The organism is Pantoea sp. X-Soil-TKNS-1211 (assembly GCF_059730495.1).
Window position 1 is genome coordinate 377,138 of record NZ_AP035953.1, and the last position, 22,609, is coordinate 399,746.

22 protein-coding genes are annotated in these 22,609 nt (G+C 53.5%); 13 read left to right on the forward strand and 9 right to left on the reverse strand.

Features of this window, described 5'->3' with window-relative positions:
• The first annotated feature begins 47 nt into the window (after positions 1 to 47).
• From AC6I8W_RS01665 to AC6I8W_RS01675, 3 genes are all read left to right on the forward strand, one after another.
• Entirely contained in the window at positions 48 to 1,241 is a 1,194-nt protein-coding gene (locus AC6I8W_RS01665) for an amino acid aminotransferase (RefSeq protein WP_497836715.1), read from the forward strand.
• Positions 1,242 to 1,363: 122 nt separating this feature from the next.
• Positions 1,364 to 1,780: a secondary thiamine-phosphate synthase enzyme YjbQ gene (locus tag AC6I8W_RS01670; protein WP_497836716.1), complete on the forward strand. Its 417-nt coding sequence runs from the start codon at positions 1,364 to 1,366 to the stop codon at positions 1,778 to 1,780.
• 2 nt (positions 1,781 to 1,782) lie between these two features.
• On the forward strand, positions 1,783 to 2,133 hold the full coding sequence (locus tag AC6I8W_RS01675) for an MmcQ/YjbR family DNA-binding protein (RefSeq protein WP_497836717.1): 351 nt from the start codon (positions 1,783 to 1,785) through the stop codon (positions 2,131 to 2,133).
• Here the strand turns inward: AC6I8W_RS01675 and AC6I8W_RS01680 are convergent.
• Entirely contained in the window at positions 2,130 to 3,194 is a 1,065-nt protein-coding gene (locus AC6I8W_RS01680) for an NAD(P)-dependent alcohol dehydrogenase (RefSeq protein WP_415173298.1), read from the reverse strand. The two genes, AC6I8W_RS01675 and AC6I8W_RS01680, sit on opposite strands and share 4 nt — an antisense overlap.
• A 223-nt stretch (positions 3,195 to 3,417) precedes the next feature.
• The gene (gene uvrA, locus AC6I8W_RS01685; RefSeq protein ID WP_497836718.1) at positions 3,418 to 6,246 is read right to left on the reverse strand and encodes an excinuclease ABC subunit UvrA; all 2,829 of its coding nucleotides are present in this window, start codon (positions 6,244 to 6,246) and stop codon (positions 3,418 to 3,420) included.
• Positions 6,247 to 6,460: 214 nt separating this feature from the next.
• On the opposite strand from uvrA, the gene ssb1 reads away from it, so the two are divergent.
• Positions 6,461 to 7,012 (forward strand): single-stranded DNA-binding protein SSB1, encoded by a 552-nt coding sequence (gene ssb1 / locus AC6I8W_RS01690; protein WP_497836719.1) that lies wholly within the window; start codon positions 6,461 to 6,463, stop codon positions 7,010 to 7,012.
• Between the two features lie 60 nt (positions 7,013 to 7,072).
• Here ssb1 and AC6I8W_RS01695 read toward each other — a convergent pair whose 3' ends face one another.
• Complete coding sequence (locus AC6I8W_RS01695; RefSeq protein WP_497836720.1) at positions 7,073 to 7,534, reverse strand: RES family NAD+ phosphorylase; 462 nt, start codon at positions 7,532 to 7,534, stop codon at positions 7,073 to 7,075.
• Positions 7,531 to 7,974: an Xre family toxin-antitoxin system antitoxin gene (locus tag AC6I8W_RS01700; RefSeq protein ID WP_497838085.1), complete on the reverse strand. Its 444-nt coding sequence runs from the start codon at positions 7,972 to 7,974 to the stop codon at positions 7,531 to 7,533. The genes AC6I8W_RS01695 and AC6I8W_RS01700 overlap by 4 nt, the downstream gene beginning before the upstream one ends.
• 187 nt (positions 7,975 to 8,161) lie before the next feature.
• Between AC6I8W_RS01700 and AC6I8W_RS01705 the strand changes: the two genes are divergently transcribed.
• On the forward strand, positions 8,162 to 9,292 hold the full coding sequence (locus AC6I8W_RS01705) for an L-dopachrome tautomerase-related protein (protein WP_497836721.1): 1,131 nt from the start codon (positions 8,162 to 8,164) through the stop codon (positions 9,290 to 9,292).
• On the opposite strand, the gene AC6I8W_RS01710 is transcribed toward AC6I8W_RS01705, so the two are convergent.
• Positions 9,289 to 9,813, reverse strand: coding sequence for an isochorismatase family protein (locus AC6I8W_RS01710; protein WP_497836722.1), 525 nt, complete (start codon positions 9,811 to 9,813; stop codon positions 9,289 to 9,291). The genes AC6I8W_RS01705 and AC6I8W_RS01710 overlap by 4 nt on opposite strands.
• A 128-nt stretch (positions 9,814 to 9,941) precedes the next feature.
• Between AC6I8W_RS01710 and AC6I8W_RS01715 the strand changes: the two genes are divergently transcribed.
• Together AC6I8W_RS01715 and AC6I8W_RS01720 are read left to right on the forward strand one after the other, a co-directional pair.
• Positions 9,942 to 10,772, forward strand: a complete 831-nt coding sequence (locus AC6I8W_RS01715) for an AraC family transcriptional regulator (RefSeq protein ID WP_497836723.1) — start codon at positions 9,942 to 9,944, stop codon at positions 10,770 to 10,772.
• A gap of 73 nt (positions 10,773 to 10,845) precedes the next feature.
• On the forward strand, positions 10,846 to 11,805 hold the full coding sequence (locus tag AC6I8W_RS01720) for a DMT family transporter (RefSeq protein ID WP_480367443.1): 960 nt from the start codon (positions 10,846 to 10,848) through the stop codon (positions 11,803 to 11,805).
• Positions 11,806 to 12,702: 897 nt separating this feature from the next.
• Here the strand turns inward: AC6I8W_RS01720 and AC6I8W_RS01725 are convergent.
• Positions 12,703 to 13,098 carry a transposase gene (locus AC6I8W_RS01725; RefSeq protein WP_497836724.1) on the reverse strand — a complete coding sequence of 132 codons (396 nt, stop codon included), beginning with the start codon at positions 13,096 to 13,098 and terminating at the stop codon, positions 12,703 to 12,705.
• Between the two features lie 526 nt (positions 13,099 to 13,624).
• Here AC6I8W_RS01725 and AC6I8W_RS01730 point away from each other — a divergent pair.
• Both AC6I8W_RS01730 and AC6I8W_RS01735 read left to right on the forward strand, forming a co-directional pair.
• Positions 13,625 to 14,881, forward strand: a complete 1,257-nt coding sequence (locus AC6I8W_RS01730) for an oligosaccharide flippase family protein (RefSeq protein ID WP_497838086.1) — start codon at positions 13,625 to 13,627, stop codon at positions 14,879 to 14,881.
• Positions 14,882 to 14,889: 8 nt separating this feature from the next.
• Entirely contained in the window at positions 14,890 to 15,840 is a 951-nt protein-coding gene (locus AC6I8W_RS01735; RefSeq protein WP_497836725.1) for an ATP-grasp fold amidoligase family protein, read from the forward strand.
• Positions 15,841 to 15,893: 53 nt separating this feature from the next.
• Here the strand turns inward: AC6I8W_RS01735 and AC6I8W_RS01740 are convergent, their stop codons facing one another.
• Together AC6I8W_RS01740 and soxS are read right to left on the reverse strand one after the other, a co-directional pair.
• Positions 15,894 to 16,175 (reverse strand): YjcB family protein, encoded by a 282-nt coding sequence (locus tag AC6I8W_RS01740; protein ID WP_013507511.1) that lies wholly within the window; start codon positions 16,173 to 16,175, stop codon positions 15,894 to 15,896.
• Between the two features lie 305 nt (positions 16,176 to 16,480).
• Entirely contained in the window at positions 16,481 to 16,909 is a 429-nt protein-coding gene (gene soxS, locus AC6I8W_RS01745; RefSeq protein ID WP_480367450.1) for a superoxide response transcriptional regulator SoxS, read from the reverse strand.
• Positions 16,910 to 16,992: 83 nt separating this feature from the next.
• Between soxS and soxR the strand changes: the two genes are divergently transcribed.
• The 4 genes from soxR to AC6I8W_RS01765 all read left to right on the forward strand — a co-directional run bounded on the left by soxR (position 16,993) and on the right by AC6I8W_RS01765 (position 21,668).
• Positions 16,993 to 17,469 carry a redox-sensitive transcriptional activator SoxR gene (soxR, locus tag AC6I8W_RS01750; protein WP_013507513.1) on the forward strand — a complete coding sequence of 159 codons (477 nt, stop codon included), beginning with the start codon at positions 16,993 to 16,995 and terminating at the stop codon, positions 17,467 to 17,469.
• Positions 17,470 to 17,518: 49 nt separating this feature from the next.
• Positions 17,519 to 18,184: a glutathione S-transferase family protein gene (locus AC6I8W_RS01755; protein WP_497838087.1), complete on the forward strand. Its 666-nt coding sequence runs from the start codon at positions 17,519 to 17,521 to the stop codon at positions 18,182 to 18,184.
• A 342-nt stretch (positions 18,185 to 18,526) separates the two neighbouring features.
• Complete coding sequence (locus AC6I8W_RS01760; protein WP_497836726.1) at positions 18,527 to 19,876, forward strand: NCS2 family permease; 1,350 nt, start codon at positions 18,527 to 18,529, stop codon at positions 19,874 to 19,876.
• Between the two features lie 139 nt (positions 19,877 to 20,015).
• Complete coding sequence (locus AC6I8W_RS01765) at positions 20,016 to 21,668, forward strand: Na+/H+ antiporter (RefSeq protein ID WP_497836727.1); 1,653 nt, start codon at positions 20,016 to 20,018, stop codon at positions 21,666 to 21,668.
• A gap of 15 nt (positions 21,669 to 21,683) precedes the next feature.
• Here AC6I8W_RS01765 and AC6I8W_RS01770 read toward each other — a convergent pair whose 3' ends face one another.
• Positions 21,684 to 22,586, reverse strand: coding sequence for a LysR family transcriptional regulator (locus AC6I8W_RS01770; RefSeq protein WP_497836728.1), 903 nt, complete (start codon positions 22,584 to 22,586; stop codon positions 21,684 to 21,686).
• Between the last annotated feature and the right edge of the window lie 23 nt (positions 22,587 to 22,609).

The window sequence follows — 22,609 nt, forward strand, 5'->3', positions numbered from 1 at the left end:
GATGCATCATTACCTGACTTTTTTGACCAATCATGGAGATCTGCACCGTGTTTCAAAACGTTGATGCCTATGCTGGCGATCCGATTCTGTCGCTGATGGAAACCTTCAAACAGGATCCTCGCGCAAATAAAGTGAATCTGAGCATCGGCCTCTATTACAACGAGCAGGGCATCATTCCTCAGCTGCAGGCCGTAGCCGCAGCGGAAGAACGCCTGCAAGCGGCCCCGCATCAGGCCTCGCTGTATCTGCCGATGGAAGGTTTTGGTCCCTACCGTAATGCCATTGCACCGCTGCTGTTTGGCAGCGAGCACCCAACGCTGAAAGCGGGACGTATCGCCTCCATTCAGACCCTGGGTGGCTCAGGTGCGCTGAAAGTGGGTGCGGATTTCCTCAAGCGTTACTTCCCGAATTCCAACGTTTGGGTCAGCGATCCAACGTGGGAAAACCATATTGCTATCTTCAACGGCGCAGGTTTTGAGGTCAGCACCTACCCGTGGTATGACGCAGACACCAACGGTGTAAAATTCGATGCCTTTATCGCGGCACTGAAAACCCTGCCGAAACAAAGTATCGTGCTGCTGCATCCGTGCTGCCATAACCCAACCGGTGCCGATCTGACTAACGCGCAGTGGGATCAGACCGTTGAGGTGCTGAAAGCGCAGGAGCTGATTCCGTTCCTCGACATCGCTTATCAAGGTTTTGGCGCGGGCATGAACGAAGATGCCTATGCGATTCGTGCCGTTGCGGCTGCGGGCCTGCCCGCGCTGGTCAGCAACTCGTTCTCGAAAATCTTCTCACTGTATGGTGAGCGCGTAGGTGGACTTTCCATCGTGTGCGATAGCGCCGATGAAGCCGGTCGCGTGCTGGGCCAGCTGAAAGCTACCGTGCGCCGTAACTACTCCAGCCCGCCGAACTTCGGTGCTCAGGTGGTTTCCTGCGTGCTAAACGATGAAGCGCTGTTGAACAACTGGCTGGCGGAAGTGGAAGCGATGCGCCTGCGTATCATTGAAATGCGTCAGGCGCTGGTTGCGGTACTGCGCGAGAAGCTGCCAAACCAAAACTTCGATTATCTGCTGAAACAGCGCGGTATGTTTAGCTACACCGGTCTGAGCGCACAGCAGGTTGACCGCCTGCGTGACGAGTTCGGTGTCTACCTGATTGCCAGCGGCCGTATGTGTGTGGCGGGGCTGAACAGCCGCAACGTACACCAGGTGGCAGAAGCCTTTGCTGCAGTGATGTAACCCGCGATAAACCGCCAGCCTTCGGGCTGGCGTTTTTTTCACTCCTTTTCAGGCCGTTTTTTCCTTTACCTTTCGCCGTCATGCTGCACACTTAAATGGTGTGTTCAATTCAGGATTTCGGCATGTGGCACCAACAAACCTTGACGCTTAGCGCCAAACCACGTGGTTTTCATCTGATCACCGACGAGATTGTCGGACAGTTACGCGTCCTGTCGGATGTGCGTATTGGCCAGTTGCATTTGTTGCTACAGCACACCTCCGCCTCACTGACCCTCAATGAAAATTGTGATCCCACGGTACGCAGCGACATGGAACAACATTTTCTACGTCATGTGCCGGAAAATGCGCCTTATCAGCACGATTATGAAGGTGCAGATGATATGCCCGCGCACATTAAGTCGTCGTTACTCGGCGTATCTTTATTGCTACCGATTAGCCGTGGACGGCTAATGCTGGGGACATGGCAGGGGATTTGGCTCGGTGAACATCGGGTTCACGGCGGCGCGCGGCGCATTGTCGCCACCTTACAAGGGGAGTAAATATGAACACTTCGGACTTACTGACGTATTGCATGAGCAAGCCGGGCGCGGAGCAGAGCGTGCACAGTGACTGGAAAGCCACGCAGATCAAAAGCGAGGGAATTTTATTTGCGATGGTGCATGAGGTGAAAGGGCGTCCGGCGGTCTCGCTTAAAGCCACCCCGGCACTGGCCGATTTATTGCGTGAAGAACATAGCGACGTGTTTCCCAGCGAGCATCTGAACAAATCCCACTGGAGCACCCTGTGGTTAGATGGCTCCCTGAAAGATTCACAAATTTACTATCTGGTGGATGCGTCCTGGCAACGGGCTGACGCCACGCGCGCGGCGGGCGTCAGCCATGATGAGGATTAAGCCGCAGCTTCCTCGCGCAGGGTGTTGATATCAATTACAAAACGGTACTTCACGTCGCTTTTCAGCATACGCTCATAGGCTTCGTTGATTTGGTTCATGGCGATCAGTTCAATATCTGAAGTGATACCGTGTTTGCCGCAGAAATCCAGCATTTCCTGGGTTTCAGCGATACCGCCAATCAGCGAGCCAGCGATGCTGCGACGTTTGAAGATCAGGTTAAACACCTGCGGTGCCGGGTGATCATGCTCTGGTGCGCCAACCAGCGTCATGTTGCCATCGCGTTTCAGCAGGGCAATAAATGGGTTGAGATCGTGCTGCGCCGCCACGGTATTCAGGATGAAGTCAAAGCTGTTGAGGTGCTGAGCCATCTGATCAGCGTCCTTCGAAATCACCACTTCGTCCGCGCCCAGGCGCTTGCCGTCTTCAATTTTTGACGGTGAAGTCGTGAACAGCACCACATGTGCTCCCATAGCATGCGCCAGCTTCACACCCATATGACCGAGACCACCAAGGCCCACGATACCGACTTTCTGACCCGGACCCACGTTCCAGTGACGCAGCGGTGAGTAGGTGGTGATACCTGCACACAGCAGCGGTGCAACACCTGCCAGGTCGAGATTTTCCGGTACACGCAGAACAAAGCTTTCATCCACAACCATGCTGGTGGAGTAACCACCAAAGGTGATGGCTTTGGTCTCGCGATCTTCACCGTTGTAGGTGCCGACAAAGCCATTTTCGCAATACTGCTCCAGGCCTTCCTGGCAGCTCGGACAACTGCGGCAGGAGTCAACCATACAGCCGACGCCGACCAGATCACCGACTTTGTATTTGTGGGTGTGTGCGCCAACCGCGGTGACACGGCCAACGATTTCATGACCCGGCACGACCGGAAAAATGGTGTTTTTCCATTCGTTACGTGCGGTATGCAGGTCAGAGTGGCAGACGCCGCAGTACAACACTTCAATCTGCACATCATGAGCGCGCAGCTCGCGCGGCTTATAATCGAACGGGGCGAGTTTGGATTTCGCGTCCTGTGCGGCATAGGCATGCGTAATATTCATGGTGTCTCCAGTTAGGATGTGTCGTGAGTTTTTTGCGGGGTCCCATCCGTGCAATGGAAGGGACAAAGGCGCATTGGGTACGCCAAAAAGGAACCGTGTAAGGATAGTCACCCGGTGGGAAAGCGTATATGCCTGAAGATGTCTGATTCTTGCCTGTTTCTGCATTTCTCTGTGGAATCTGGCAGAAAGAATCAGGCCCGCAATCGCGGGCCTGGCAGGGAAATTACTTTTTTAACATTGGCTTAAGGAAGCGTGCTGTATGTGATTTTTCACATTCCGCGACGGTTTCCGGTGTACCTGCCACCAGGATTTCACCGCCGCCGCTGCCGCCTTCCGGACCGAGATCGACAATCCAGTCAGCGGTTTTGATCACGTCGAGGTTGTGCTCAATCACCACGATAGTGTTGCCCTGATCGCGCAGCTGATGCAGCACTTCCAGCAACTGCTGGATATCGGCGAAGTGCAGACCAGTGGTCGGTTCGTCGAGAATGTACAGCGTCTGGCCGGTGCCGCGCTTCGACAACTCACGCGCCAGTTTGACGCGCTGTGCTTCACCACCGGACAGCGTGGTAGCGGACTGGCCGAGACGGATATATGACAAGCCCACATCGATCAGCGTTTGCAGCTTACGCGCCAGCGCAGGGACAGCATCAAAGAAGTCACGTGCTTCTTCGATGGTCATCTCCAGCACTTCATGGATGCTTTTGCCTTTGTATTTAATCTCCAGCGTTTCGCGGTTATAACGTTTGCCTTTGCACTGATCGCAGGGCACGTAAATGTCTGGCAGAAAGTGCATTTCCACCTTGATTACGCCATCACCCTGACAGGCCTCACAACGGCCACCGCGTACGTTAAAGCTGAAGCGTCCCGGATTATAACCACGCGAGCGCGATTCCGGCACACCGGCAAACAGTTCGCGTACCGGGGTGAAGATACCGGTATAGGTTGCCGGGTTGGATCGCGGTGTACGGCCGATCGGGCTTTGATCGATATCGATCACTTTGTCGAAATGTTCCAGACCGGCGATCTCGCGATACGGTGCGGGTTCACCGCTGGTGGCACCGTTTAACTGGCGCTGGGCAATCGGGAACAGCGTATCGTTAATCAGTGTCGACTTACCGGAACCGGAGACACCGGTAATACAGGTAAACAGACCCACCGGCACCGTCAGTGTCACGTCTTTCAGGTTGTTGCCGCGTGCGCCGGTCAGCTTCAGCACCTTAGCCGGATCACCTTTAACACGCTCTTTCGGCACCGCAATTTCTCTTTTGCCACTCAGGTACTGGCCGGTGAGGGAGTCTTCATGCGCCATAATGGCATTGACGTCACCTTCCGCGACCACCTGGCCGCCGTGTACCCCGGCGCCAGGGCCGATATCAATGATATGGTCGGCGGCACGGATAGCATCTTCATCATGTTCGACCACAATCACCGTATTGCCGAGGTCGCGCAGGTGAATCAGCGTACTGAGCAGGCGTTCGTTGTCGCGTTGATGCAGACCAATGGACGGCTCATCCAGCACATACATCACGCCCACCAGACCGGCACCGATCTGGCTCGCCAGACGGATACGCTGTGCTTCACCGCCAGACAGCGTCTCAGCAGATCGCGACATGGAAAGATAATTCAACCCGACGTTGACGAGGAAGCTCAGGCGATCGCCAATCTCTTTCAGCACTTTCTCAGCAATTTTGGCGCGCTGGCCGCTCAGTTTGAGATCGCGGAAGAAATCCATCGCATGGCCGATGCTCATGTCAGAGATGGTCGGCAGATTGGTATTTTCCACAAAGACGTGGCGCGCTTCACGGCGCAGACGTGTGCCGTCACAACTGGCACAGGCACGGTTGCTGATAAATTTCGCCAGCTCCTCGCGTACCGCGTTCGATTCTGTCTCTTTATAGCGGCGTTCCATATTGTGCAGCACGCCTTCAAACGGGTGGCGGCGCACCGAGGTGTCGCCACGGTCGTTGATGTATTTGAATTCGATGCTTTCTTTGCCGGAACCGTACAAAATGACCTGCTGCGCTTTGTCGCTCAGGCTGTTAAACGGTGCTTCGACATCGAAATCCAGATGCTCAGACAGCGAGCGCAGCATCTGGAAATAGTAGAAATTACGGCGATCCCAGCCACGAATCGCACCGCCCGCCAGCGACAGTTCCGGGTTTTGCACCACGCGATCGGGATCGAAATATTGCTGAACACCAAGGCCGTCACAGGTCGGACAGGCTCCCGCCGGGTTGTTGAACGAGAACAGACGTGGTTCCAGTTCGCGCATGCTGTAACCGCATACCGGGCAAGCAAAGTTGGCGGAGAACAGCAACTCTTCGGCGCTGCTGTCGTCCATATCGGCAACAATCGCCGTGCCGCCGCTCAATTCCAGCGCGGTTTCGAACGATTCGGCTAAACGTGTCGCGAGATCATCACGCACGCGGAAGCGGTCAATCACCACCTCGATAGTATGCTTCTTCTGGAGTTCCAGCTTTGGCGGATCGGAGAGATCGCAGACTTCACCATCGATACGCGCGCGGATATATCCCTGCGAGGCAAGGTTTTCCAGCGTTTTGGTATGCTCACCTTTACGATCCTTCACCACCGGAGCCAGCAGCATCAGGCGACGACCTTCTTCCTGCGCCAGCACCTGATCCACCATTTGGCTGACGGTTTGCGCCGCCAGGGTGACGTCATGATCCGGGCAACGCGGTTCGCCAACACGGGCAAACAACAGACGCAGGTAGTCGTGGATTTCGGTAATGGTGCCGACCGTCGAGCGCGGGTTATGAGAGGTGGATTTTTGCTCGATGGAGATGGCGGGTGAGAGACCTTCAATATGGTCAACGTCCGGCTTCTCCATTAAAGAAAGAAACTGGCGCGCATAGGCAGAGAGCGACTCCACGTAGCGACGCTGACCTTCCGCGTACAGCGTATCAAACGCCAGAGAGGACTTACCGGAGCCTGACAGGCCGGTGACCACAATGAGTTTGTCGCGAGGGATGATCAGGTTGATGTTTTTCAAATTATGGGTGCGGGCACCACGAACTTCGATCTTATCCATTCACCTTTCCCGGATTAGCAGCACTCGCCGCGCCTTGCCGACGGCGGCCAGAAGAAACGCGTATTATGGCACAAAAAATAGACTGAATAAATATCCAGTATTTTGCGCTTTTTTTGTGTATTCTGGAAGCGCGCTCGAAAGTGGGAACAGCGATCAGGACGTGTTAGAATTGATGGTTTAGAATTGACGCATTAACTCATCGGGAGACAGCAACATGGCCAGTCGTGGCGTTAACAAAGTGATTCTTGTCGGGAATCTGGGTCAGGATCCGGAAGTGCGTTATATGCCAAATGGCGGCGCAGTTGCCAACATTACGCTGGCTACGTCAGAAAGCTGGCGTGACAAGCAAACCGGTGAAAACAAAGAGATCACCGAATGGCACCGTGTCGTGCTGTTTGGCAAACTGGCGGAAGTGGCCGGTGAATACCTGCGTAAAGGTTCACAGGTGTATATCGAAGGCCAGCTGCGTACCCGCAAATGGCAGGACCAGGGTGGCCAGGAACGTTACACCACTGAAATCGTGGTGAACGTGGGCGGCACCATGCAAATGTTGGGTGGTCGTCAGCAGGGCGCGAATGCCGGTGGTGCGCCGATGGGCGGCCAGGGTGGCGGCAACAATAATGGCTGGGGTCAGCCGCAGCAGCCACAACAGCAGCCTCAGGGCGGCAACCAGTTCAGCGGCGGCGCACAGCAGCGTCCGCAGCAGCAGAGCGCACCGGCAAACAACGAACCGCCGATGGATTTTGATGACGACATCCCGTTCTGATGCGTTTTGCGCTGCAAAAGTTTAGAACCCCGCTCAGCGGGGTTTTTTATTATCGCAACGTTACGATATCAGTCGGTTATCGAAGTTAAACGGTAACTCTATCACACTGGATAAATATTGCTGAAAGGCAGGGTGTTGAGGATTAAGAATCGCATTGTTTTCCATGGGAATAATGCACGAGGGCAACAGCAACGCCGCGCTTTCACCGGATTGTAACCAACCGGAACCCAAATCCATGGTCGCAACGGGGGCGGGGTCCTGACGCCAGTTCTCTGGCAGATACTCAGCCGGAAGATTGCTAACGTCAGCATCAGGGATACTGATGCTGAACAGGCTATAACTATCGAGAAGCGATTCCTTCGCCACATGCACCAGCACTTCCAATGCCGCCAGCGCGATGGAGGTAGCAACATAAACTGTCGGGTGACCTTTGTGATTCCAGCGACCACCGTATTGTTTTGCACCAAAGCCATTCCAGGCGTCAGCAGCATAGGTACTTTTGGTTAGTCGGTAAAAAATCAAGCGAAGACACCATGTTCCAATCGGCCAATCAGGTCGAGTACCTCCAGAGCGCCATTTTCAGTAATCACCAGGGATATCGGCGCAATATTGCCTAATCCTTTGACCGGCTGACTTAACCACGCGATAGCATCTTTTTTGTTGCCATCGAAGAGTTGTACTGCGGCATCCATCACACGAACAAAGCGGGCAATGCGTTCGCTTTCTTCTGGCGTAAGGTTTTTACCACTACTTTTACGGCGCGCGATGTTGCGTTCATTGAGACCTGTAACCTGCAATATCTCCAGTCGGGACATTGCTGACCAGTGACGGATATTGTCAATCACCTCGACGGGCAGACCAGATGCGAGCAGACGGGTCAACTCAAGTCCCCGGGGAGGAAAACCCGCAACACGCCAGAGCGCATTATCATGGAGTTGACCTTGTGGAATATAAGCTTTCATCATCACTTCGACCTGACATTTGTCATGCCATATTATTGACAAGTGTCAGGTGTTTTTTCAATCGGCTACGCGATAAAAACTTTAACCTTTTGCCACATTCCTCCCGGCGTGGCACAAAAAGCCGTTCATCCCCACGACGGCTTCGCCATCCTGTCAGGCCCGACATAACGGCTTAAAAGGAGTGTGAGTGAACCTCAACCGCCGTACCTTTCTGCTGGCACTTGGTGCGCTGGGCGTGGCGCGTAACGTTCAGGCATTCACTGCTGAGGATCCGTTACCCCTGGAGCTGGTCTTAGTTTCGCCGTGGATGGCTAACCAGGTAGCGCTAACCCGCAATAATCTGCTGTTTCTCGGCCTGCCGCGCTATGCCAAAGATAAACCAACACCTTCACTGGCGCGGCGCGAAGCGGATGGCAGCCTGCGGGCGTTCCCCGGCAATAGCTGGAACGAATGGCAACCGGGCAAAGATGGGCGCAACGCGTTTATTTACCTCAACTCGGTGCATATCTTTGCTGATGATACGGTGTGGTGTGTCGATCAGGGATCGCTCAGCGCCGGCGTTTTTTCACCACAGGACGCGGTGCCACAACCCGGCGCGCAAAAGCTGGTTCAGTTGGATGCGCATAGCGGTGAAATCCTGCAAATCCTGCGTTTTGACGAGCATATCCTGCCACCTGGCGCACAGCTGAACGACCTGCGTTTTCACGGTAACGCGCTGTATATTACCGATTCCGGTTTGGGTGGCATCATTGTGCACGATATGACCAGTGGCAAAACGCAGCGCCGTTTATCGGGTAAACCGGTGGTAAAAGCGTCAGATAAAGCACCACCGGCAATGTTGTCGGGCATCAAAGGCGGCAAAACCTTTCATCCGCCTAATAGCGATATGATTGAAATCACCGCCGACGGCAAATGGCTCTACTGGGCCGCACCGACCGGGCCGCTTTATCGGGTGGAAACCCGCTGGCTGCAAAGCGACCTGAGTGATGAAGACATCCTCCCCCAAGTTGAGCAAGTGTACGACAACAACTTCTCGGGTGGCTGTTGTATGGATTCGATGGGCAATGTCTACTTTTCGGAAACCGTCACCCATAACATTCGGGTGTTGGCTCCGTCCGGTGAAACACGTGTCATTGCCAGCGATGCGCGGTTGTTACGGCCTGACGGCACTTTTATCAGCGCTGATCGCCAGCTTTACATTCCGGTAAAACAGCCACTGCCAGCGCAACCTGGCGCGGCTGCGCACTTTGCTATTTATAAACTGGCGTTGCCTGATGAGTTTCAGGGTATCAGCCTGGGCGGGCCGGTTACGGGCTAACTTTCTCTGGCGGCCAGCAGCTCTGCGGTCGGTCGTACCTGCACCGGGTTACCAGGCAGAATCAGATCGGCCCAGACTTCGTTATGTTGGTTGATCAGTTGCTGCGCGGATGCCCAGGTGCGATCGGCTGTGGTGTGCGCATCGGCGGCGACGGTGATGCGATAACCCAGGCTGGCACCCACTTTGAGGGTGGTATCGACGCAATAATCGGTCGCACAGCCGCACATCACAAAAGAAGTGATGTCGTGCTGCTCCAGTTGCGCTGCCAGATCGGTCTGCCAGAAGCTGTCACAGGCGGTTTTATTGACATAGAGCGCGTTGGCAGGTTGGTGTAACTCAGGCACAATCTGCCAGGCTTCGCTGTTCAGCTCCAGGCCAGGACCGACGTGCTGAATAAAAATGACCTGGTCAGCGGCAGCAATCAGCTGATTAATGCGCGCGCAGCGCCCGGTCCGATCAAAACGCGGCGTTGCCAGCACGCCGTTCTGCATGTCCACCACCATCACTACCTTGCTTACCATTATCGCCTCCTTTATAGACCTGTACGTCAGTGTCGCGCTGAAGTACGTCACAGGCAAAACAAATCTGTTTTGCATTTTGCCCGTCTTACGAGGCATGCTGGTTATCTTGTTAACGATGGAGGTGTGTCGTGTCAGTGGTTCCTGCAATCTTCCCGTGCGAGCGTGACCGCGCGCAATTTCAGCAATTTGCTGAGCTGCCGGGCATTGAGCTGTACCAGGCCCACATTTCCCGTTATGCCTTTGAGCCACACACGCACGAAGCATTTGGCATCGGCACTATTGAGTCCGGCGCGCAGCGCTTCCGCTATCGTGGCACGCATTACACCGCCCCTGAGCATTCGTTGGTGATGATGAATCCGGATGAGTTGCATACCGGCGAATCCGCCTGTGAAGAGGGCTGGCGCTACCGCATGATCTACATTCAGCCAGATGAAATGGACCGGCTGACTGGCGATCGCAACTGGTGGTTCAGTGAGGCTCTGCGTACCGACGCGCGCCTGGCGCAACCCTTTTCGCTACGGCTGGCGGCCTTATGGCAGGCAGAAACGACGTTGGAGCGGGAAGGGTTAGTGGTGGAGCTGCTGGAGTTGATGCGTCCATTGGCGCATCGTGGGCAATCCCGGCCGGTTGAAGGAACCCATCGCTTTGATCCGGTGAAAGACTGGCTGCGCGAGAATCTCGCTGAACCCGTCAGGCTGGATGAACTGGCCGCGCTGGCGGGGCTTTCCCCCTGGCATTTTCTGCGCAGTTTCCGTCAGCAATTTCATGTCACACCTCATCAGATGCTGATGGCATTCCGGCTTTACGACGCCAAGTCACGGCTGGCGCAGGGGGAAAGTGCGGCTTCGGTTGCGGCTGCGGTTGGTTTAACCGACCAGGCGCATCTGACGCGAGCCTTCGCTCATCGTTATGGCATCACCCCTGGCCGTTATCAAAAACAGGTCTGGCCCACGCGCTAACCGCAATCTGCTACAAGCTTTTGCGGCTGCGTTCCGCCACACTGCGGCGGAATATCTCAATCAGGAAAAGATTATGTTGGCTGGAGTTCTGTTCGCGCTGGCGGCGGGGTTGATGTGGGGGCTGATTTTTGTCGGGCCGCTGCTGGTGCCGGATTATCCCGGTACATTACAATCCGCCGGGCGTTATGTCGCTTTTGGTTTGATTGCCCTGCCCCTTGCCTGGCTGGATCGTCGTCGCCTGCGTCAGCTGGTGCGCCAGGATTGGGTTGAAGCGTTGAAACTCTCGCTGGTGGGTAATCTGATGTATTACGCCTTTCTCGCCACCGCCATTCAGCGCACCGGTGCACCGGTATCCACCATGATTATTGGTACCTTACCGGTGGTGATGTCGGTCACGGCGAATCTGTGTTACGGACATCTCGAAGGGCGCTTGCCGTGGCGGCGGCTGACACCTGCTTTGCTGATCATCGCACTGGGGTTAGTGTGCGTAAATGGTGCTGAGTTGCAGGCGCAGGGCGCGGCACTCGACTGGCCGCGCTACCTCTCCGGGCTGCTGCTGGCGGTGATGGCGGTGGGCTGCTGGACCTGGTATCCGTTACGCAATGCGCGTTGGCTACGTAGCCATCCGCAGCACAAACCCGGCAGTTGGGCGACCGCACAAGGTTTGGTCACGTTACCACTGGCGTTGGTGTTTTATCTGCTGGTGTGCGGGCAGATCCACTGGCAGCAACCCGATTTCGCGTTACCCTTTGGCCCACAGCCTCAGGTTTTCCTGTGGCTGATGCTGGCGATAGGCCTGTTATGCTCCTGGCTTGGAACCTTGTGCTGGAATGCGGCCAGCCAGCGCCTGCCCACCGTGATCATGGGGCCGTTGATCGTGTTCGAAACGCTATCTGGCTTGTTCTGGACCTTCTTATGGCGGCAAAGCTGGCCGCCGGTGCTGACCGCTATCGGTATCTGCTGCCTGATTATTGGCGTCATCTCGGCCATGCGTATCAAGCCGCAACCGGTAGTGACCTCACTGGAAATTTAAGCGCAAAACGATGCCAGTTAAAGGTGCTGGCATCCTGATTTGCGTCCACTTTTAAGATTATGACCAGACAGAAATCCTGCCATCTTCGCCTGAATCACACCGCGTTATAACTCTTTCTTGTTGTATTTCTCTCGTTTTTATCGATAAATGTTATATCAGTTGCCTGGCTGTCAGGAGAAGAGAGGGAGCATTTACTATTAACAGGTATGGATTCACTGACAAAAGGGACAGAAATCGTGGCTGGAAGGCCGCTAATCCCGGATAAAACGCCCAACACCGATGCCATTTTATTGCCCTTTGGCACTGAAAATCCTTCGCCGGAACCATCATTTCCTCAAGGCGTTGCTGTCAGGTTGAGAATCTTCCGTCACCTTTATGCAGAGAAATGTTTAAGCATAACGATGGATAGTGAGCTGATATTAACTTATCAGGTATGGACAATTGGTTTATTGTTTAGCAATGATAACGTTTCCCTTCGAGATTAATCCTGGTGTTGAAAACGTTACCAACATCTATGTCAGCGGGTAATATGATCACGTAGAGTAAGTATAGATCCACTTAAAAGAAGAGTTGATGAGAGGTCGATTCTGGTCGGTTGTTCATGCATGCTAAACAAAATTACTGATATTTAGCGCACTGTATTAATGTTGATAAAGTAATTGTGAAAGCCCCAATCTCACCTGAATGAGATTGGGAGGGACGTAAATAGCTTGAAATGCGAGACTTTTGCTGATGTAAATCAATTTTACCGCAAAAAAAGAAGCAATTCCGCGATGTAATTTATCAGGGAAAAATGGTGCTTATTGTTATGTTATGAACGCCGAATTAAATGATCTTCATCTCTTCTGGTAAGAACAAATCTCAGCATTAAGTCAAATAACAACGGTCTTAACATGGTTAGCGATTTTCTGTGCCTGATGGGTAGTGATAAACGCTGCGGCTAATATCCAGCAGGCGGCAACTGCGACGTGTACCTATGTCGAAGGTAGTTTGCAGGAAGTTAACAGCCTGGCGTTTTTCATTGGTGGTAAAGAAGTTTTTCAGTACGCTTTGCAGCATCTCCTTATCAGAGCTGAGTGCTTGTAACTCGCGGGTGAGTGCCTGAAGTTTGTCTTCTAACTCTTTGATTCTTCTTCCATCCTCAGAGGAAAGACCGGAGAACTTTTTCTTCCAGCTATAGAAAGTGGCTTCGGAAATGCCAAGCTCCTCACAAATCTCCCTGACTTTCACTCCTGTTTCAGAAGCTTTAATGGCATTTGTGATTTGTTCTTCGCTATATCGTGACTTTCTCATAAATGCTATTACCTTTCTTATCAATTAGTGGATGAGAATTACTGTATTAATATCTGGTACTGCAAGAGTGCTATTAATGCAGTATTAAAGTGCGCGATTAGAATTGCGAGGGTTAAATTAAGATATTTAGAATAAATATCATCATGGGATAAGTCTTATTTTATTCTGATTGCCATTGAACGCCTTCCTGGTGTTGGGTTTTTGATATAGATTCATTTCATCCCAAATGCGGAAAAATTATACATTCATTGAAAAAACGGCATAACCTGCTTGCAAAAACGACAGGATATGCCAGTGACTTTTTGGTCATTATTTTGGCTGAAATCGGTTACATCCAAAGGGTTTCGCGCCGGATTTAATCAGAATTATCCTGAATTTATTCTCTGAATCCTGATGCGAGTCCACTTTTTCGGACCAGCTTGGTTTGAAGTTATTAATTTAAGTCAGGCCCAATTAGCGCTTGTTTAATTCTTTCAAGGACGTTGTACCGAAAGTAGTTGTAGTAAGTAATACTAAGGACGAGTTGATGAAATTAAGCGTAATGTCAAATGCCGCCTGGATGATGTCTGAGAAGGTCGTCTCGGTTTTCGGCGTCATATTTGTGACCTCCTACGTGGCAAAATCCTTTGGCCCGACGGTGTTTGGCCAAATGGCGTTTTCCACCTCATTGTTCTCTATGGTGCAGACCGTAGCGATGTTTGGCACCGAAACGATACTGTTCAAGACCATCAGCAAGAGTGAACCGAAAGGTGTGCGTCTGATGAATGTTGCACGTACGCTGCGATTCACGCTATTGGTGCTAACCTCGGTGCCGGTGTTGATATGGGTCTGGTACAACATGCAGGAAAACTTCCTTGCGTTTGCCCTGGCCTCGTTTATCGCCTCGGTATTCGTTACGCAGGACACGTTCAGCGTGTATAACAACGCGCGCCTCGCTTCCCGGCTCAATACCATTGCGAATTCAATTGGCCTGCTGCTTGGCTTCTCACTCAGTTTTGCCATTGCCTGGTTGCGACTTAGCCCGATCTGGCTGACGTTATCGATTGTGGTGGTGACGCTGGTTCCCTATGCCATAAAACGCTACAACTTTTACCGCGAAAATCAGGAGCAGGCACCTGTACGTAACAAACGCGGCCCTTATCTGCGTTATCTGCTCTATGCCGGCCTGCCGCTGGCGATCTCCAGCATCTTTATCTCGGTACAGGTGAAAACCGCGCAGATGTTTCTGGTGGGGATTGCTTCGGCGCGTGAGCTTGGCTTGTTCGCGGCCGCCAACACCATATCGGCGTCGTGGACCTTCATTCCACTGGCCATCATCACGTCCAGCTTTTCAGAAATTTTCCGGGAGCGCGGTGACGTTGCCAATAAGTTGACGGCGCGCCTGAATGGTTATGTTTTGGGTGTTTCATTGCTCTTGTTACTTGTCATCGCCTTGTGTGGTGAAAAAATCATCATTGCTTTATACGGTCACGAATACACGCAGTCAGGGAGTCTTATTACGGTGTTGTCGATAGCGTCCAGTTTTTCAGCAATGGGAACAGTGGCGTATCGCTATATGGTCAAGGAAGGAGGATTTAACTATCTGCTCAGAAAAATTATTAGCTTGATGGCCATCAGCCTGCCGCTTTCGTGGTGGCTGATTCAAGGCTACGGCATCATGGGGGCCGCCTGGAGCGTTTTCATTACTGAACTTCTGTCCCTTACGGTAATGAATTACTTCTTCAGAAAGGGCGCCATTTTTAAGATTCAAGTTTCCTCGCTCAACTACAAAACCTACAAATGAGGTTAGATATGCTCAAGTTGAAAGATGAACTCAGACGAAGTGTGCGGTATTTCATCAAAAAAATGCCCTGGGCTTACCAGGACCGTCTGTACTACTTCCGTAGGTTTCGTCGGCTACCCAATTTGCGCCAGCCTAAGGTGTTTAACGAGAAGGTGCTGTATCGCAAGTTTGTCTATGGCGATTATCAGAACTATGGTCGCCTGTCGGATAAATACTCGGTGCGTGATTACGTTGCTGAGAAGGTGGGTGGTGAGTATCTGATTCCGCTGGTGTATGAAACTGGCGATCCCCATACACTGCATACGATGGCAAGCTGGAAGAATACGGTGATCAAGCCGAATCACGGTTCGAATATGGTCGAAATTCTGCTGGAAGAACCAGATGCGTTGAAGAAGCAGCAGATCATCAGCAAATGCCAAACCTGGTTGAAAAAAGACTATGCGGATGAGGCGCGTGAGATTCATTACCGGTACATCAAGCCACGCATTCTGGTAGAAAAATACATTGGTGATGGGAAAACTGCGCCGATTGATTACAAGTTCCATATGTTTAATAAACGCGATGGTAACTTCGAATATGTACTTCAGGTGATTTACAATCGCTGTAATCCATTACTTTCTATGAATTTTTATGTTAACAATTTAAACGAGGCCTACCACAAGATTCGTGATACCGGATTGGATATTTCGTCGCAAATGGCTGCGTTGCAACATGCCTTAGTGCTGAGTAAGAAACTGGCAAGTGATTTCGATTATGTGCGCGTTGACTGGTATATCCACGAGCAGCAGGTTTACTTTGGTGAGTTGACCTTTACCCCAGGTGCTGGGATGGTCACCGGGCTGGATCGTGGACTCAATCAGATGATGGGTGATATGTGGATTCAGGACCGCTTTGGTGCGCAGACACCGGGTGGAACGGTAACGGATGTCAGCATCCCGGCCGTATTGAAGAAAGTTTGAAATCACACAGCAAATAAAAAACCCCGCATCGCGGGGTTTTTTATTGGAAGCGATTAAGGCATTGGCCAGTCCGCTGGCGTCTGGCTCATCACCTCGACAAACGCATTTTTGGAAATTTCCATAAAGTTATGCAGATTCTCCATGCTGAGAGTGATCCCCATCAGGCCGGTAACAAACCAGCAGGACATGCCCAAGCCGATTCCACCGCACATCAGTGCCATCACATGGTGGCTATTCTGACGAAAACGAATTTTCAGGGTGCTGGCGAAAAACATCATTACCGCGCTCAGCAATTCCCAGCGCATAACGATAAGACTGGTGGTTAAAGTAGCCATCTGCAACGAACCTCTATGAATCAGTAACATCCCTGACATTCGACGGACATCACTGGCGGCAGAGAAGGAAGGTCAGGGAGGCCCTTCAGGCCGTCAAACTACGCATTAAACTGTGACTTGGGTCACATTATATCACCCGATTTGAAAGTTTGAACAAAATTTATACCTGGTATGGTAGAAAAAATTTTATCGATATCGACAGAAGAATCGCGCGAATAAGGCATGACGCATGAGAGGTGGCGGCGCGATTTATTGCGCGTTTTTAGGCAAGGCAGGGAGCGCCCGCTCGGGGCGCGCAGGCAGGGTTAGCGAACCGGGCAGCACTCGCCGGTGGTGCGCTGGGTAAAGCTGGCCATATTCTCGCTGCAATCAAAGCTCACCAGGCGTGGGCGCTGAATCATGGCCTGGCGGCGCATGGTGTGGCGATACGCGGTGGGCGTTTGTGAGAACTGACGGCGAAACACGCGAGAAAAAGTTTGCTGTGAGTCGTAGCCGTACTGCATAGCGATATCAAATACCGGGCGTTGCGTCTGACGCAGTGCCTCGGCGGCCAGCGTCAAGCGACGTTCGCGGATATAACCCCCCAGCGTTTGTTTCGTCACGGTACGGAACATACGTTGCAGGTGCCATTTGGAATAACCTGATTTTGCCGCTACTTCATCAATCGACAGGGTTTTATCCAGATTCTGATCGATCCAGTTAGTCAGTGAATGAATGATTTCCTCTTGCATCATAGCCACATCCTTCTGAGTAGAGATTCGAAGTTTCAATGGGGAGCGAGTATAATTCCTCAAGTTAACTTGAGGTAAAGAGCCAAATGAAAAAAGAACGCAACTACCCGAAACCGGTGCTGACACCGGGTGAAGTGGCGAAGCGCAGCGGTGTGGCGGTGTCGGCTTTGCACTTTTACGAAACCAAAGGATTGATCTCCAGCACGCGTAATAACGGCAATCAGCGGCGATATAGTCGTGATGTGCTGCGCCGGGTGGCCATCATTAAAATCGCGCAGCGCATCGGTATTCCCCTCGCTACGGTAAGCGACAGCCTGATGCATGTACCGGCCAACAAACGCATGTCGACCCAGGAGTGGGATGCGCTGACGCAGCACTGGCGTGAAGAACTGGATAAACGTATTGAAACGCTGACGCGGCTGCGCAACGACCTCGATGGTTGTATTGGCTGCGGTTGTTTGTCGATGCGTGACTGCCCACTGCGTAACCCCGGTGACCGTTTGGGCGAGCAAGGTTCAGGGGCTGTTTTGCTCGATCCGCAACAGGACGAGCAGAAACGCTAAGGCGACATCATCTATACTTGCTGGTCCAACCATTGGTCAGGAAGCCATGATGATCACCGTTCACCATCTTGAAAATTCTCGTTCACATCGGGTGCTGTGGCTGCTGGAAGAGCTGTCAGTGCCTTATCAGATCAAACGTTACCAACGTGAAGGCACCTTGCTGGCACCGGACTCGTTGAAGAAAGTCCATCCGTTGGGCAAATCCCCGGTGATCACCGATGGCAATCGTGTGCTGGCCGAGTCCGGGGCGATCCTCGAATATCTGGAAGGAAAATATGACGTCGAATATCGGTTGAAACTGTCCGATGAAGACGCGCAGATTGCGGCACGTTACTGGCTGCACTACGCTGAGGGATCGCTGATGCCGTTGTTGGTGATGAAACTGGTTTTCGGGCAGTTGGGCAAGAAGCCCGTGCCCTGGCTGCTGCGCCCAGCCGGTAAAGCACTCAGCGCCGGTATCCAGAAAGCCTGGCTGAACAAGCAACTGACGCTGCATGGCGATGTGATTGAACAGCATCTCAGCCAGCATGCTTACTTTGCCGGTAATCGCTTTAGCATCGCCGATATCCAGATGAGTTTTCCGTTGCTGGCGATGCGTGCCCGCACCGGGCTGCGTGACATGCCCGCCAGCCAGCTCTGGTTGGAGGGGCTGGAACAACGAGCGGCCTGGCAACGGGCGATTGAGCAGGGCGGCCCGATTAATTTCAGCCATTAATCATGTTGCGCAAACTGATTATCGTCTGATTGCGCAACGAAAATCGGCAGAAAAATTCCTATAATTTCCAGTCTTTTCCGCTGCGGCAGAGCAGCGGAACACCGTTGCATTTCTGTTATGCAATGAGGATTATCCTGTATCCATGTGGATTAGCAGTTGAAAATCTCAGGCCAATCACCGGATAATCGTTTGCCTTTTTTCTGAGTTCCCCCTTTTACGACCAGAAATACACGACTACGTAAACGTTTGCGTTGTTTCTCCGCTGGAGAAACGTGCACCAGGTTGGCAGGCAAACGTCAGTCGTGCGGCCATTCACAACACAAAAAATGCAGAGGATTAATTATGTCTGGCGAATCTCGCCCGGCCAGTGGAAAACTGGACGGCTGGTTCAAAATTTCAGCACGCGGCAGTAGCGTGCGTCAGGAAGTGCTGGCGGGGTTAACCACCTTCCTGGCGATGGTCTACTCCGTCATTGTGGTGCCGGGGATGCTCGGTAAGGCGGGCTTCTCCCCGACGGCGGTGTTTGTCGCCACCTGTCTGGTCGCAAGTTTCGGATCGATCATCATGGGGCTGTGGGCCAACCTGCCAATGGCGATTGGCTGCGCCATCTCGCTGACAGCGTTTACCGCGTTTAGCCTGGTGCTCGGCCAGCACATCAGCGTACCGGTGGCGCTTGGTGCGGTGTTCCTGATGGGCCTGCTGTTTACCCTGATTTCCGTTACCGGCATCCGGGCGTGGATTCTGCGTAACTTACCGATGGGTATCGCGCATGGCACCGGTATCGGTATCGGTCTGTTTCTGCTGCTGATCGCGGCTGACAGCGTCGGGCTGGTGGTGAAAAACCCAGCGGCAGGTCTACCGGTTGAACTGGGCCACTTTGCCTCCTTCCCGGTGATTATGGCGCTGGTGGGCCTGGCGGCGATCTTCGGGCTGGAAAAACGTCGTGTTCCCGGTGGCATCTTGCTGACCATTGTGGCGATCTCGATTGTCGGACTGATTTTCGATCCTGCGGTGAAATATCAGGGGCTGTTTGCCATGCCGAGCCTGAAAGATGCCAGCGGTCAGTCGCTGGTGTTCAGCCTCGATATTATGGGCACGCTGAAACCGGCAGTGTTGCCGACGGTACTGGCGCTGGTGATGACGGCGGTGTTTGATGCCACCGGCACCATCCGTGCGGTGGCCGGTCAGGCCAATCTGCTGGATAAAGACGGCCAAATAATTAATGGCGGTCGTGCCCTGACGACCGACTCGGTCAGCAGCTTGTTTGCCGGTCTGGTGGGTGCCTCTCCGGCGGCGGTATATATCGAATCGGCGGCCGGTACGGCGGCGGGCGGTAAAACCGGTCTGACGGCGGTAGTGGTCGGTCTGTTGTTCCTGGTGATTCTGTTTATGTCGCCGCTGGCGTATCTGGTGCCAGCCTATGCCACCGCACCGGCGCTGATGTATGTCGGGCTGTTAATGCTGAGCAATGTGGCGAAAATCGATTTTAAAGATTTCGTCGATGCCATGTCTGGCCTGTTGACGGCGGTATTTATTGTGCTGACCTGCAACATCGTCACCGGCATTATGCTTGGCTTCGCCGCACTGGTGATTGGTCGCCTGTTTGCCGGTGAATGGCGTAAGCTGAATTTTGGTACGGTGGTGATTGCTGTGGCATTGGTGGCGTTCTACGCCGGCGGCTGGGCCATCTGACCTGATATTTTCCTGAAATCCGAATTATTCGCTTTCCTTGCTTTGCCGCACGACCGGTTTCCCAGTCGTGCGGCATTTTGTTTTACACTTTCCGGTGCTACAACATCGCATTAATGAAAATGATTCGCCTAAGGAAAGCATGGAAATCTTCTTTACCATTCTCATCATGACACTGGTTGTGTCGCTGTCTGGCGTTGCGGCACGTATCTTGCCGTTTCAAATCCCGCTGCCGTTGGTGCAGATCGCGGCCGGTGCAATGCTCGCCTGGCCGACGTTTGGCCTGCATGTCGATTTTGATCCCGAACTGTTTCTGGTGCTGTTCATTCCGCCCTTGCTGTTCGCCGATGGCTGGAAAACACCGATTAACGAATTTCTGCATCACGGGCGCGAGATCATCGGCCTGGCGCTGGTATTGGTGCTGATCACCGTGGTGGGTATTGGCTATCTGATTTACTGGCTGGTGCCGGGTATCCCGCTGATTCCGGCCTTTGCGCTGGCAGCGGTGCTGTCACCGACCGATGCGGTGGCGCTCTCCGGTATCGTCGGGGAAGGGCGCATCCCGAAAAAAATCATGTCGATTGTCCAGGGTGAGGCCCTGATGAACGACGCATCCGGCCTGGTGTCGCTCAAGTTTGCGGTCGCCGTGGCGATGGGCACCATGGTGTTCACCTGGGGCGGTGCCAGCGTCGAGTTCCTCAAAGTGGCGGTTGGCGGCCTGGTGGCTGGCGTCGCGGTTTGCTGGCTGTATGGCCGCTCGTTGCGTCTGCTGAGCCGCTGGAGCGGTGACGATCCGGCAACCCAAACCGTGCTGCTGCTGCTGCTGCCGTTCGCCTCCTATCTGATAGCGGAACATCTCGGTGTTTCCGGTATCCTTGCGGCAGTGGCGGCCGGTATGACCATCACCCGTTCCGGCATCATCCGCCAGGCTCCGTTGGCAATGCGTCTGCGCGCCAACAGCGTGTGGCAGATGCTGGAGTTTGTCTTCAACGGCATGGTGTTCCTGATGCTCGGCCTGCAACTGCCGGACATCATTGAAACCTCGGTGGCACAGGCCAACGCCGATCCCAATGTTGAGCTGTGGATGTTGTTCACCGACATCGTGCTGGTGTATGGCGCGTTGATGGTAGTGCGCTTTGGCTGGCTATGGATGATGAAGCGCGCCAGCCTGCGTTTTCTCAAGAAAAAGCCGCTGGAGTTTGCCAGTTACTCTCTGCGCGAGCTGCTGATCGCCTCGTTCGCCGGGGTACGTGGCGCGATCACCCTTGCCGGTGTGCTGTCGATTCCGCTGTTCCTCAGCACCGGTGACCCGTTCCCGGCGCGCTATGAGCTGGTCTTTATCTCTACCGGCGTGATTCTGTTCTCGTTGCTGGTGGGTGTGGTGCTGCTGCCGATTCTGCTGCGTGGCATGGAGAGCACCACCGACAAAGCGAGCCATCGGCGCGAAATTCAAAGTGCGCGTGCCGTGATGGCCAGCGTGGCGATTGATAGCCTGCACAAGATGGAAGAGCGGCTGGAAAAAGACACCGAAGAGAACATCGACCCGGAGCTGCTGAAAGAGGTTAGCCTGCGGGTGATAGGAAATCTGCGCCGCCGCGTGGTGGGTAAAGAGGAACTGGAGCAGGCACTGTTTGCGGAAAACCTTGAACGCCGCTTCCGCCTGACGGCGATCAGGGCTGAGCGCGCCGAGGTGTATCACCTGCGCGCCACTCAGCAAATCTCCAACGAAACCATGCAGAAATTGCTGCGCGATCTCGACCTGCTGGAAGCGTTGCTGATCGAGAAAGAAGAGTAACCGCTGCGCCGCGAATCAGACTGAGATTCGCGGCGCATTATCCGGCCAATGCTCACGACAGCAGGCTATCCAGGCTTGCGCGCTACGCGACAAATAGCTGCCTTCCCGCCAGATTAACCCTAAGCTCCACTTCAGTTCCGACTCCAGCGGCAGCCACAGCAGCGATTGCTTATCCAGCCTTTGGCAAATCGGCTCTGGCAGGATCGCCAGCCCCATTTCCGCCTGCACCATCGCCGCCAGAAAGTCCCACTGACCGCTACGCACCGCGATATTTGCCGTTAATCCAAGGCGATGAAAGGCCTTCATTAACTGGCGATTGAGAGAAAACTCTTCGTTGAAAATCAGCAACGGATGTTCTGCCAGCTCTCCCAGCCCCAGATGAGTACGATTGAGCCAGGGAGCGGTACGCGGCAGGAGGACGCACAACGGATGGTGCATTAACTCCAGCGTATTCAGTGGCAGATCCGCATCCACCGGCAGTGCGGTCAGCGCGATATCGAGGCTGCCATCCAGCACTGCCTGCTGCACCGTCAGGCCGCCGAACTCGGCGATTTTCAGCTCCACACCCGGATAGCGGCGGCGGAAGGCAGAGATGGAACCGGCAATCTGCATCCCGACCATCGGTGGAATGCCCAGCCGCAGTTCACCGGTCTTCAATTGGTTGATGTCACCGATCTCGGCTTCCAGTTGATGAAACTCCTGCAAAATCGCCAGCCCACGCTGATAAACCGCCTGGCCGCTATCGGTAAGATGCAGCTTGCGACCATCGCGCAGCAGCAGCGTGCAGCCCAGTTCCTCTTCCAACTGACGCAGCATTTTGCTGATGGTGGGTTGCGTGACGTAGAGCTTCTGCGCGGCACGCGTGAAGCTTTGCTGACGCACCACTTCGGTAAAGTAGCGCAGGGCACGGACGTCCATAGAAGTATTCCTGATTGGCATAG